Origin of the sequence: Micromonospora sp. NPDC049523 (genome assembly GCF_040676775.1) — a bacterium.
In the GTDB taxonomy this organism is placed as follows: Bacteria; Actinomycetota; Actinomycetes; order Mycobacteriales; family Micromonosporaceae; genus Micromonospora_G.
The window spans coordinates 59,170-71,626 of the sequence record NZ_JBFAPP010000006.1 but is presented as its reverse complement, the minus strand read 5'-3'; the positions used below and the strand labels follow the sequence as shown (position 1 = coordinate 71,626).

Annotated in this window: 8 protein-coding genes; 3 read left to right on the top strand and 5 right to left on the bottom strand. The window is 71.6% G+C overall.

The window, feature by feature from the left end:
* Positions 1–9: 9 nt before the first annotated feature.
* The 3 genes from AB0J90_RS10920 to AB0J90_RS10910 all read right to left on the bottom strand — a co-directional run bounded on the left by AB0J90_RS10920 (position 10) and on the right by AB0J90_RS10910 (position 4,547).
* Complete coding sequence (locus AB0J90_RS10920) at positions 10–1,215, bottom strand: hypothetical protein (protein WP_363594498.1); 1,206 nt, start codon at positions 1,213–1,215, stop codon at positions 10–12.
* Positions 1,216–3,789 (bottom strand): hypothetical protein, encoded by a 2,574-nt coding sequence (locus AB0J90_RS10915; RefSeq protein WP_363594496.1) that lies wholly within the window; start codon positions 3,787–3,789, stop codon positions 1,216–1,218.
* Between the two features lie 191 nt (positions 3,790–3,980).
* The gene (locus AB0J90_RS10910; protein ID WP_363595023.1) at positions 3,981–4,547 is read right to left on the bottom strand and encodes a Pycsar system effector family protein; all 567 of its coding nucleotides are present in this window, start codon (positions 4,545–4,547) and stop codon (positions 3,981–3,983) included.
* 153 nt (positions 4,548–4,700) lie between these two features.
* On the opposite strand from AB0J90_RS10910, the gene AB0J90_RS10905 reads away from it, so the two are divergent.
* From AB0J90_RS10905 to AB0J90_RS10895, 3 genes are read left to right on the top strand one after another with little or no spacing between them, the layout of a single operon-like run.
* Entirely contained in the window at positions 4,701–5,648 is a 948-nt protein-coding gene (locus AB0J90_RS10905; RefSeq protein WP_363594494.1) for a hypothetical protein, read from the top strand.
* 2 nt (positions 5,649–5,650) lie between these two features.
* Positions 5,651–8,989, top strand: a complete 3,339-nt coding sequence (locus AB0J90_RS10900) for a CHAT domain-containing protein (protein WP_363594492.1) — start codon at positions 5,651–5,653, stop codon at positions 8,987–8,989.
* Positions 8,986–10,335: a hypothetical protein gene (locus AB0J90_RS10895; protein ID WP_363594490.1), complete on the top strand. Its 1,350-nt coding sequence runs from the start codon at positions 8,986–8,988 to the stop codon at positions 10,333–10,335. Before AB0J90_RS10900 ends, AB0J90_RS10895 begins: the two co-directional genes overlap by 4 nt.
* Before the next feature lie 60 nt (positions 10,336–10,395).
* On the opposite strand, the gene AB0J90_RS10890 is transcribed toward AB0J90_RS10895, so the two are convergent.
* Complete coding sequence (locus tag AB0J90_RS10890; protein WP_363594488.1) at positions 10,396–10,941, bottom strand: hypothetical protein; 546 nt, start codon at positions 10,939–10,941, stop codon at positions 10,396–10,398.
* A gap of 16 nt (positions 10,942–10,957) precedes the next feature.
* Entirely contained in the window at positions 10,958–12,430 is a 1,473-nt protein-coding gene (locus AB0J90_RS10885) for a hypothetical protein (protein ID WP_363594486.1), read from the bottom strand.
* Between the last annotated feature and the right edge of the window lie 27 nt (positions 12,431–12,457).

The following is a 12,457-nucleotide window of genomic DNA, read 5'->3' as shown; positions in this document are numbered from 1 at the left end:
CTCATCCCATCAACCGATCAGTGATCCGACAACGGTGATCACGCCGACGACCAGCGCCAGCAGGAACAGCGGCCCGACCCAGCCGCGCTTTCTGCGCACGCGTACGGTCGACACGGGCGCGCTGGGCTTCGGCCGGTTGACTGGCGCCTTGGGTGCCGGACGTCGAACCGGCTCGGTCTTCGGCGGCTTGACTTTCGGCAGCTTGATCACCACCGGCTCCGCCCGCGGCGACGTCCACTGCGCGGGACCAGGTTCGGTCCCGTCCGAACCTGGTCGGGCGACGACCGGCGGAACCGGAGCGGTTTTCCGCACCGGCCGGGTCACCGGGGAAGCGGACGCCGAGCCAGCCACCCCGGCGGCGCACAGTTCGGCCAGTTGGGTGGTCAGGTCGCGTACGCGTGGATCGCTGTTGGAAGCGAGCCGGAACCAGATCGGCGACACCATGCTCTGGGTGAAGTCCTCCTCGGTGAAGATCAGGTTTTCGTCGAGGTGGTACTCGTCCCACAGGCCCGGGTCGCGGGCGAGTGCCCTGATCGAGATGAGCACCACCAGGGCGGAGAACCGGTCCACGTCGGAGCCCCAGTAGCCGTCGGAGATCCGTTTCGGGTGCTGGAAGTTGGGGTGGCCGACCTCGCGGGGCGGCAGGTCCGCCAGGGGCGGAGCCCACACCGCGTCGAGGTCGATCAGGCGCAGCCGGTCGTCCGGAGCGATCCAGATGTTGTCCTGCTGCAGGTCGCCGTGGGCGAGCGCGCTGGCGGTGAGGTCGGTGGTGAGCCCGCACCACTGGTCCGCCAGCCGGTCGAGCTTCTCCTCGTCGCCGCGGACGATGGCGAGGTGCTGCCGGATGGACCGGCCACCGACGTCCTCCATCAGCAGCACCGGGGTGTGCCGGCCACCGGCGTAGAGGGCGCCGTCCCACCACTCGAAGTCGGCGAAGTACGGGCAGGCGTGCTCCGCGGTGTACCGGGCCAGGCGCAGGTAACGCTCGCGCAGGTCGTCGTCGGGCGGCCGTTTGAAGCAGCGCAGCACGGTCGGTGTGCCGTCGAGGTGACCGTAGAAGACGTACGCCGACTGCCCCTGGACCGGCAGGATCGTGTCGTCCGCCTCGCGGAGCGGCACGAACCTGCCGGGCTTGTCTCCGAGCAGCGAGCCGGCCGGGCGCTGCATCGCCGTGAGGTAGTCCCGCAGGGACGGCCAGGAATTGTCGTCGGACATCTAGCCGGCCGTACTGCTCACGAGCGCCTGGTCGAGCGCGGTCACCGACTCGTCCAGTCCTCGGCTGCCGTCGTCGAGTGCCACGATCCGGTCCGACATCAACGCCACCGTGCCGTCGAAGACACCCGGCCAGATCTTGGTCCGGTACGGCTTGCAGATCCGCTGGTACTCGAACTCGCCGTCGGGTGTGCGACCGGCGCCGTCGGCGAACACCCAGAGGGTCGCGGCCAGCACCTGTGCGATCGACAGCGACTCGCGTCGCAGGTCCTTGACGAGTTCGGCGACCGTATCCTCGATCACCTCGCGCAACATCGACTCAAGGTTGTGCACCTCCTGCGCCGGTCGGCCGGACCAGGGGCCGGGAGCGTAGGAGCCGTTGCCGGCTGGCGAGGACCGCTCCCCCGCCGAGGGTCGGGACGGTTCGTCCGGCGGCCGCGGCGCCTGCTCGCCGACGCCCCCGGTGGGCTTGTCGTAGCTCAGCCACCACTCGTCGTCGTTGTCGGGCTCGCGATCCGCCCGCGACGACGCGCGTTCTGCCCGCGACGACGGGCGTTCTGCCCGCGACGATCGACCGCCGGAGCGGTCGGCCCTGGCGTTGCTGGGCGGCGCCGGGTCCGGGTCGTCCGGGCCCGCTCCGACCAGGCGCCCCTTCCACCTGCCCAGGTCGACCTTGATGATGATCGGGGTCGCCACCCGCAGGAAGAGACTGCCGTAGTCGCGTTGCAGGCTCGCCAGGCGCTCGGCCGCCTGCTTGAACGCCGGCACCTTGAGGTGGTCGATCGAGCTGAGCAGTCGGGGCAGCGCGTCGCTGCCCTCGGGCACCAGTTCGCTGCTCAGTTGCGTACGCAGGACCGCCGCGACGTCGGCCCAGAGCTTCTCGACGGCGGCGTGCAGGGACGCGTCGACGAGCTGGAACTGCCGGGTGATCTCCTGCCGGGCGCGGTTGAACTGCCGCTCGTACTCGCGGAACGGTTCGACCGTCAGGCCGGCGATGGCCCTGCTCTCCCACTCGGCGTGCTGCCCCCGGCCGAACCCCTCCTCGGTCCACTTGCGTACCTGCTCCTCGGCGGTGCCGATGGCCAACTCGATCTGCTCGATCGGGTTCTCCTGGCGGACGGCGTCGGCGTACGCGTCCTGCAACTCGAACAGCGCCTGGCCGAGCGTGTTGCGCAGCTCGTAGGAGAGAGCACGGACCTGGTCGTCCTCGTCCGGCAGGGTTTGCCGCCACCGCTTGACCTGGTGGTCGAGCCGGCCGACGACGGTACGGGTCGCACTGACGATTTCGTCCAGCCGGCGGCGCATAGCGGTGATGACCATCGCGTCCATGCCGGCGAGCCGGTCGGCGAGGTGACCGAGCACCGGGAGCAGCACCCGGTCCTGCACGCTCGTCTCGTCGGCGGCGTTGCACTCCAGGGTCGTGATGCCCTGGCTCCGGGTCACCTGCTCCACCTCGGCGAACGCGTTGCGGAAGGACGACTCGGCGAGCGACATGTCCCGGTTCACGACCATGACCAGGAAGTCGGCGAGCCGGACGTCGTGGCCGGCGTCCTGGCCGAGTTGCAGGATCTGGAAGTCGTCGTCGCCGTAGTGCACGCTGTCCTGGTTCGGCTTCTTGACGCACATCAGCAGGTCGACGTCGTTGTTCAGGTCGTTGAGGAAGTGCCGGTCGATGTCGAGTCCCGCCTCGTTCGCGCCGGGCAGGTCCACCAGTGCCACCCGGGCCCGGTCGACCTGGCGGAACGGGCAGTAGATGTGTACGTCGCGTACCGCGTGGTAGAGGCGCTTGTCCCCGCGCCCGCGTTCCGGATAGGCGACGAAGGGACGCAGTTGCGCCAGCGGTACGGTCATCGTCCGGCGCTCGCCGAGCAGCATGCTCCGGTAGTCGGCGAAGCTCTCCTGCGCCTTGTTGATCTTGTCGAGGAACGGTTGCGCGCGCACCTTGTCCGAGGTGTCCGCGTTCCGGTCCGGGCTCGCCTCGGTGTCGACCGCCTTCGGGTACGACCGCGCGGCGAACTCCTCCGGCGTGGCCGGCACCGGTCCCAGCCCCGCCCCCTGGTGCAACGGGCGCAGGTACTCGTCCCGGAACGCCTCCCAGGTACGCAGCGAGATGACCGCCTCCTGCCGGTCCGGCGAGTGGTAGATGCGGGTACGCGCGGCAGTCGTCGGGAAGTCCGTACTGGACGGGATGACGTTGCGCCCCTGCCCGGTGATCCCGCGCAGGATGGTGCTCTTGCCCGCCCTGGTACGACCGAGCACGCCGATGTTGACCGTCTCCCGGTGCACCCGCGCGTGCACCACACCCAGTTGCCCGCCGAACTCGACCGCCGAGGGCACCAGCGTCTCCAGCGAACCCGGCCCGAACAGCAGGGCGCTCAGATCGCCGGCCAGACCCGCGTACTCCGGGCGCCCGGGATGGCGGTGCACCTCGCGCAGTACCTCGTCGGCCAGCAGTTGCAGCTCGGTGAGCCGGCCGACCATCACCTCGTACGCGGTGCGAATCCGCTCGATACCCGGACGGTGCCGGGCCCGACTCTCGATCGTCGCGATGATCTTTGCCTCGACGTTGGACGCCACCGCTGAACCGCCTCTCACACTCCCGCAGCCGGTCACGCGCCAGGTCGACCGGGTATGCGGCCCGGTCGACCGGCGCTGATTACAGGTTCACGGCACGGCCGCGACGGCTCCGCATCAAAAGACGGGATTCAGCCGTCGTGCATCGGATCTCGCCGGTCGGACACCCGACAGCAAGGCAGGTAAGGAATGTCTCAGCCCTGCCAGGCGAGAAACACCTGGCCGCTCAGCGCGCCGAGCGCGAGCAGCAGCGCGACGATCGACACCTGGAGGAACCGGTGCTTGCGCCAGTTGAGCCGGCTCATCACGACCAGTTGCCGGGACAGCATCTGGTTGTGGTCGGCAAGGGTCAACCGGTCCAGCCGGCGCCCGAGGGCCGGCGGAGACCAGAGCCGCAGGTGTCCGAAGTAGACGAGGTTGTCGCGGTACTCGATGCGGTGCCGGCGGGGTGAGCCCAGCCGGGGCGCGATCGTGACCGCGGTCAGCACCATCGCCACCACCAGCGTGACGATGCCGGCGAGGCCGAGGTAACGGGGCCAGCCGTCGGTGGCCGCCGCGGAGAGCCAACCCTGGGTCGGCACCGAGACGACGATCGTGCCGCCCTCGAAAGCGAGCAGGATGGAGGCCTTCACGTCGAGCTGGGCCGTCCACGACTCCTGCGCCGCATGCACCTGCCAGGCGAAGTTCTCCCCCGGTCCCGGCCCCGTCCGAGCGCCCGCGGCGGCCCGACGACGTACCTGCTGTCTCGCCCGTCGTCCCATCACCGGCCGAGCATCGCACCGACGAAGTCCCGGGATTCCCTCAACTGAGCGGATCGCCGGGGCGTGCGTCTGCTTTCCTGACGACACGGGGTTCCTGACCAGACGGACGGCTTTCCGGAACGACGTGACGACCCGATCGGCGGAGGTGGCGTGATGAGACGGCTGGTGCCGGACGGCCCCGCGCGGGTGGACAGGCACGGCACCACACGTGCGCGGCCGGGTCTGTACAGGATGTTGCAGGGCACCGGGTGGTGGCTGCATCCGGACGGCCGGCTGCTCGTCGTACCGCGTCCGGGCCTTGCCCGCGACGACCTATTCCCGCTGCCGGGAATGCACCGGCCGGAAGGCCCCGGCGTACGCTTCGTCGCCGCCCGCAACAGCCCCGACGGCTCGGCCCGGGCCTCGATGGCCGGACGGATCGCACCGGTCGACGGTGCGCTGCGACTGACCACCGAGTACCACATCCAGACCCTGGTGCACGACGAGCGGGTGACCCTCACCCAGCCCCTGCGCACCGAGGAACCCGGCGCGGGTACGGGCTTCGGGCGAGTCGGCGGCATCCCGCTGCCGGCCGTGTACCGGGTGGAGCTGACCGGGGTCACCGACGGTGTCGCGTTCCGTTCCGTCGTCGCCGAGTTGGCCCTGCTGCCGCCGACAAGTTCGGACCTGCTCGAGGTGACACTGTTCGGCGAGGATATCGGCATGATCGGCGACATCAGTTGGCTCGCCGCCACCGCGGACAGCGGCCACGAGGACATCGGCCGGTACACGCTGGACCTGACCGGTGGGCGGCTGCGGGCCGAACTGTCCGCGCCGCAGGGGGGCGTCTCCACGGTCAGTTGGACCGCGCCGACTCCGGTACCGTCCGGCCTTCACCTCGACTGGGTGCCGCCGCCGCTGCCGGTGCCGGCCCGCCGGGCGATGTTGGCGCTGCACTTCACCGGCACCCGCGTTGCCGGTGAGGTGCGGGCCAGCGGACTGCGCGACGACCGGGTGGTCGACTACCGGGCGGAGGTGCAGGGAACCCTGGTCTCGGACGAGCCGGCTGATCCGTACGAGGCGTTCGAGCGTGCCTGGCAGCCGCCGGACCTGGGCGGTTGAGCATGGACCTGCTGTACCCGGTCGACCCGCTGGTGTTCGAGGCCGACGTGACCGCCGGGAGCACCCTGCGCCTGTCCTGGGCGGGCAACCAGCTCCGGGCGCACTGGGAACCCGACCGGGAGCCGGTCGCCGCCGACGCCCGGTACGAACTGCGGCCCCACGGCGGTGCCCGGATCCGTACCGCCGGTGTCGACCTGACCGGTTCCTGGTGGAAACACGCCGACGGGACCGTCGAGCTGACCGCGGCCGACACCGGCACCAAGCTCGACGGCCTGCTCACGCGTACCGCCACCGGGCCGGAGGAGCGGACCGAGCTGACCGGGGTCCTGGTTCGGTCCACACTGGACGGGCCGGCGGTGACCCGGCTGAAGCAGACACTTCGACCGCCCGCGCCGGAGAACCCCGGCGGCAGCGAACCGCCGTCCGGCACGGTCGCCGAGCCGTGGCCGTTCGAAGGCTTCCGGCCCGCCGTGGCACGCCGTGCGCGTACGCCGTTCGACCTGCTGGTGCCGGTGTTCGACCTGGAACTCGTCGGGCTCGACCGGGCCGGAGAACCATCGCCGGCCGAGGCGGTGTTCACCCTGCCCGACGCTCAGGGTCGGTTCACCTTCACCCTGGTCACCACCGGTCCGAGCGACGGGGACCAGCTCCGGTGGTCGCTGGGCGACCTCGACCCCGAGACGTTCGACACGGCCGGCGCACTGCGGGTACGGCGCACCGGTGACCCGCTTCCGACCTGGTACGACGCCGAGCACCGGTACGAGCCGACGACAGCCGAACTCGCCCTCCGGTTCGACCCCGACCGGCTGCTGCTCTCCGGCGACCTCCGGATCGTCACCGACCGGAACGAGCAGCGGCAGATCACGTTCACCGGCCGCGTACGCGGACACGAGGTCGAAGCGCATCGCCGCTGGCTGGCCGAACCAACGCTCACCGGACGATGGCTCCCGGTCCACGACCCGGCCACCCCGCCTGCGTCGGACGAGTCCGCAGCTCCGATCATGGTGGAGCCGATGCGCGACGGCAGCGACCCGGAGCGGGCGGGTTTGCCCACCCCGTCCGGCCGCGCGGTGCTGCGCCTGTTGCCGACCATCGGGCTCGCCGTGGGCCTGGTCCCCGCGCCCGAGGGCTGGCGGGCGATGGTGTTCCGGCCGCCGGTGCCGGCCACCGCGGACCCCGCCTCCCTGCGACGACTGGCACTCGACCTGTACACCAGCCGCCGGGTTGCGCAGGCGGCTCCGCTCGCCGCGGCGGCCGTCGCCCGCTACCGCACGGTGCTCGCCGAAAACCCCGGCACCCCGGCGGCCGATCACGCGCTGGGTGACCTCGCCCTGCTGGTCAACCACCAGGTCGTCGGCGCGTTCGCGCTGCGCGACCATCCCGCCCTGGTCGAGGCGCTCGGCACCGCCGTCGAGATCCAGCAGCGGTACGCGACCACCCCGCCCGGCCTCACCCTGCTGCTCCGGCTCGCCACGGACACCGCCGACCTGCTCGACACCCAGGCCGACCTGCTACGCACGGTCGTCCCGACCCCGACCCCGACCCCGACCCCGACCCCGACCCCGACCCCGGCCCCGGCCCCGACCCCGGCCCCGGTCCCGGCCTCCGGGCACTCGACCGAGGCGGCGGCGGTCGTCGCCGGTTGCGCGGCCACCCTGCGGGAGCTGGCCACGGCCGCTGCCACGGCAGCGCTGACCGACCCGGCGACCATCTCCTCCGCCGCCAACGCCGGAATGGCGGTGCTGGACTCGACCGCCCGGCGACTGCGCGCCATTGCCGCGGAAACCGCGCCGGACGAGCCCGCCACCAGCACCCCGGCCATCGGTGGCCCGACCGACGCCGGTCACCGGCCCCGGTCCGACCCCGCCGTGCTGCTGCGTACGGCCGCCGCGGTCGCGCAGGAACGGTGGTCGGCGCTGGACCGGGCGCGGGTGGCCCGAAGCACCGGCATCGTCCGGCGGGCGACGCCCGCGGCGGTCGGCCCGCTGACCGGGTACGTCGAACGCTGGCGGGCGTTGCTGGACCGGGACTGGGACAAGATCTTCGCGGCGGAACGGGCGCAGCCGTTCTTCGCCCGCATGGTCGACCTGCTCACCGATCTCGGCGCACACCGGGAAGCCCTGGTCGCCAGCGAGCAGAGCCGGGCCCGGGCCTTCGCCGACCTGCTGTACCGCACCGGCGACGGCACCGCCGACGGGGCGAGCCCCGGCACCGCACCGGCCCTGAACGGCTCGGCACTGCGCAGCATCCTCCGCGCCCGTCGACGCACCGTGGTCGAGTATTTCCTGCACGGACCCCGGTTGACCGTCTGGACCGTACGCGGCGACGGGGAGCCGGTGGTCGCCGTACGCGTGATCGACCCGGATGCCCTCACCGCGGACGTCGACCGGTTGCTCGGCCTGGCCGAGGAAACCGACCTCGGTCACGGCGACCGGCCGGAGATGCTGGACATCCTCGCCCGTCTCGGCGCACTGCTGTGGGAACCGGTCGCGTCCGCGCTGCTCCCTACCGACCCGGACGAACCGGTCACGGTGGTGCCGCACGGGATCACCCTGCGGGTGCCGTTCCCGGCTCTCACCGGCGCGGACGGTCGGCCGCTCGCCGCCCGACACGCGATCGAGGTGCTGCCCAGCCTCGCGCTGCTGCCAGCGCTGCGGCAGAGACTCGACCGTCGGCCGGCTCGGGAACCTCGCCTGCTGGCCCTGGTCAACCCGCAGCCGATGCCACCGTTGCCGCACGGTTCCGGTCACCTCCCGGCGCTGAGCACGACCGAGCGGGCGTTCGGTGTGATCAGCCGCCACTACCCCGCAGGCGCCGACGTGCGGTACGGCAACCAGGCGACCCTGGCCGCCCTGCGCGCACCGGGCACCGCCTCCGACGTGCTCTACCTGGCCACCCACGCCGACGCGGAACTCGTCGAGCTGCCGTCGGGGCCGGACCAGCTCGCCGGGGCCGAGACGCGGATGCCGTTCCTGGCGCTGGCCGGTACGCCCGACCACGACGGGATCGTCCGCATGCGCGACCTGCGACAACTACGCCTCGACGCCGATCTTGTCGTGCTCTCCTGCTGCCGGGGTGGACGCGGTGCCGTGGCCGCCGACGGCATCATCGGCATGACCAGGGCGTTTCTGCTGACTGGACCGACAAAACTGCTGACCAGCCTGTGTTCGGTAGGGGAGGAAACAAGCATGGAGATCATGTACGGCTTCCACCGGGAGTGGCTCGACGGTGGGTACCCCGTACCGGCCGCGTTCCGCCGGGCGCACCTCGAACTGATCGAGGACCACCCGGACGACCCGGAGTTGTGGCTGGGCTTCGTCCTGTTCGGAGCGAGCGCATGACCGGGCCGGTTCAGGGCGAACACACGGCCGCCGGGCCCGTCGCACCGTCGGCGGTCACGGACCCACTGGCCCGGCTGGACCTCTGCGACTTCGAGCAGATGCTCGGCGGGGACACGGTCCGGCCGATTCGGCAGGGCGCGATCACCTTCGGCCGGCCGCTGGCGTACGAGATCGGTCTTGACGTGTTCCCGCCCGCGTTCCGGGACCTGCGCGACGCCCGCAGGTGGCGATACGTCCGGCTGGTCCTGCCGTTCGCGCTGGAGGCACGGGCGCAGCGGCAGGAGTTCGTGGACGTCACGATCCGGCTCCGCCGGGCCGGCCCGGAAGCGTTCGGGCTGGACCTGGAGCCGCCGCTCCCGATCGGCCCGGGCGGCCTGCCGGCCGTGCTCGGCGCGGTGCCGATCCCGCTGAACCTGCCGGCCGCACCGGGCGAACCGGTCCTCGCCGGCAGCATCGCGGTCGAGGTCAACGGGTACGGCAGCGACTCCGTGGGCTGGTCGCTGCGCGACGCCGACGGCGGCCCGCTGGCGGACGGCAGTTACGTGGTGGCGGCCGTGCTGCGGATGCCACCCACCGCCACGACGGTGTCCGGGGAGTTGTCCGCCCTGGCCTCCCTGCGCTGGCCCTACCTCGGATCCATGCAGCTCAGCCGCCCCCGGACCCGTTATCCGGAGCAGTTCTCGACCCCGATCATCCTGCTCGAAGCCGACGGTACGCCGACGTCCGCCGCCACCGTGCCGAACCGCACCGGTCCGTCCGCGATCGGTACGGGCACCACCCGGCTGTGTCTGGCCGCCGACGCGGAGGCGTACAGCTCGCGGGACGTGCACGGTCAGCTCGCGCTGCAACGACGATTCGTGGAGGTCCTCGACACCGCCGCCCAGTACGCCGGCCTCGACCGGGGACTGTGGCAGTGGCAGGAACAGGGTGACGGCCAACTGGTCCTGCTGCCGCTCGGGCTCGACGAACCACGGGCGGTCGCCGACCTCCTGCGCGAGCTGGCGGTGGCGCTGCGCCACCTGAACCGGGACCTGCGCGACGACGCACGACTGCGGCTACGTTTGGCGATCCACACCGGGCTGGTCTACCCGGCGCACAACGGGTACGCGGGCGACGCCGTCATCCACGTCAGCCGCCTACTGGACAGTGCCCCACTCCGTACGGCGCTGCGGGAGGCGGCCGGGGCGGACCTGGCGGTGGCGGTCTCCGCGGTCGTCTACGACGAGATCGTCCGGCACGAGCCACGCGATCTACGCGCCAACCGGTTCCGTCCGGTGACGGTGGAGATCCCGAGCAAGAAGTTCCGGGCCGACGCCTGGATCGCGGTCGCCGACGAGTACGCATGACCGACCAGCGGCGGTTAGGGCCTCCGGCGGACCCGAGAAACCGCACTCTCCGCGCCGGGGTCACATGCGGGCGGCCACCTGGCGGGCCAGGTCTTCGAGGGGTTCGCGGTTCTCGGCGGGGTCGTTGAGGCGGACCAGGCGGATCGCGACCCACTGGCCGGACTTGCTGACGAAGACCGCCCCGTCCTCGGCGTACGCCTCGTCGCCGATGCCGGGAAGCTCCCAGAACTCGTGCCCCAGTTCACGGTCGATGTCGAGGATCTTCTTCGCGCCGTCACCGACGTAGATCTCGACCTGGGCCGTGGGGCCGGACACCGGCGCGGTGTAACTGCACGTGTCCCGGACCGGCACCGCGTCGTCCACCGGGGTGCCGGCCACCAGCTCGGCGTCCTGCTTGGTCACCAGCGCGCAGGCGTCGACCGTCGGCGGAACGGCGCTCTGCTCGGCCGCCGGCTCGGCGGCGGTGGCCACCGCGGCCGGCTCGTCGCCCGTACCGGGAGGTTCGGTCCTGTCGTCCGAACCGCCGCAACCCGCCAGCGCGAGGCACGCGATCACCGCCACCGCCGCCAGGGCCGCTCGGGAACGGGTACGGATGTGTGCGGTCATCGACGCGTACTCCTTCTCAACCGACGCAGAGCGGGACGTTGGGCAGGGTCTGGGACGCCCGGTGGATCGGCCAGAGCTTCTCGCTCTCCAGCTCGAACTTCGCCTTGGCCGGCAGCAGCTTCTGCAGTTCGGCCAGTGCCGTCGAGGAGACGGTGATCCCGAACCCGCCGCCGACCTTGGCGCCCAGGGTCGCGGAGACGCAGCGGGCCAGCGGGGCGCCGAGCGCCGAACCGTTGGTGACCCCGAGATCCACCACGAGCTTGGCGTACGGGCCGGCGAACGCGGCCGGGATGCCGATGCCGAACTGGATCTTCGTCTCGACCGCGAAGGCGATGCCGCTCGGGCCGACCGAGATCCCGGCGATCGAGTCCATGATGCTCTTGAGCACGGTCAGCTTGGGCTGCTGTACGACGCCGCTGATCATGCCGATCCCACCGGCGAGAGCCCACTGCCCACCCGCCGTCACGGTGGTGTTCCGGCCGCTCAGTCCGGTGGTGACGATGAACTTCCAGGTGGTGCTGTAGACCAGCGGTTCACCCGGTATCGGCAGGTTGATCTCGACGGGGACCTCGACCCGGATCTTCCGGTTGTCGTCCGCACCGTTCGCAGCCCCGGCGGCGACGTCCACCGAGATGCTCTCGATGCCGTCGACCGCGAAGGTGGCCTGGCTGCCGATCGTGCCGTTCGAGATCGGCACGTCGGTACGCACCCGCAGGTTGTCGACGTTCATCGCGAAGTCGATGAAGACCTTCAGGTTCTGGCTGGCCGCGTACCCGATCTTGATGCCGAGCTTGCCCGGCGTCCGGTACGGCTGCGCCTCCCACTCCCCCACCGTCACCGTGAAGTTCCGTTCCTTGGCCGGTGGCAGCCGTGGACCGGGAGCGGGGGCGAGCCGGATCGGGTGCAGCGCGAGCACGGTTTCGGCCCCGTCGGTGGACTCGGCGAAGCCGGTCGGTGTGATCTCCGCTCCGGGCGTCATCGGTTCGGTCGGCACGCTCAGCGCGCCGGGCAGTTCCGGGACCTCCTGGTAGGCCAGGGCGGAGTCGTCGAGCTGCCGGTCGGAGACGAAATGCGCGTCCCGGAAGACGTCGGTCAGGCTCACCGGGGCAAGGGTCACCGCCAGGTCCCCGTCGACCGGGGACACGTCGACCACCCGCCCGACCGCGCGGCTGGAGACGTACATGACCTTGCCGGGTTCGAGGTCGTCGGCACCCTCGGCGTCGCCGTCGATGGTCCAGACCAGACCGTTCGCGCTCGCCGAGCGGATCGCGGCCGGTCCACCCCCGATCAGGACCACGTCCGGCTGGTACGTCACCGAACGGTCGCGCACCGGGCCGTACCCGTAGGTGCGGGCCGACTCGGTTCCACCGGCCGGCGCGCCCCGGTCCGGGTCGCCGACCGGCGTGCCGCCGCCGAAGCCGCACGACGCCGTGCCGGTGACGAGGACAACCGCCAACAGCAGCCGAACGGACCGCCGCCAGTTGGACATGGGTCGCCTCCCGCGGCCGGGCAAGGT

Bases quoted from the DNA above. Each gene is read 5' to 3' on its own strand.
- AB0J90_RS10920 (WP_363594498.1), bottom strand. From the start codon at position 1,215: ATGTCCGACGACAATTCCTGGCCGTCCCTGCGGGACTACCTCACGGCG.
- AB0J90_RS10910 (WP_363595023.1), bottom strand. From the start codon at position 4,547: ATGGGACGACGGGCGAGACAGCAGGTACGTCGTCGGGCCGCCGCGGGC.
- AB0J90_RS10905 (WP_363594494.1), top strand. From the start codon at position 4,701: ATGAGACGGCTGGTGCCGGACGGCCCCGCGCGGGTGGACAGGCACGGC.
- AB0J90_RS10900 (WP_363594492.1), top strand. From the start codon at position 5,651: ATGGACCTGCTGTACCCGGTCGACCCGCTGGTGTTCGAGGCCGACGTG.
- AB0J90_RS10895 (WP_363594490.1), top strand. From the start codon at position 8,986: ATGACCGGGCCGGTTCAGGGCGAACACACGGCCGCCGGGCCCGTCGCA.
- AB0J90_RS10890 (WP_363594488.1), bottom strand. From the start codon at position 10,941: ATGACCGCACACATCCGTACCCGTTCCCGAGCGGCCCTGGCGGCGGTG.
- AB0J90_RS10885 (WP_363594486.1), bottom strand. From the start codon at position 12,430: ATGTCCAACTGGCGGCGGTCCGTTCGGCTGCTGTTGGCGGTTGTCCTC.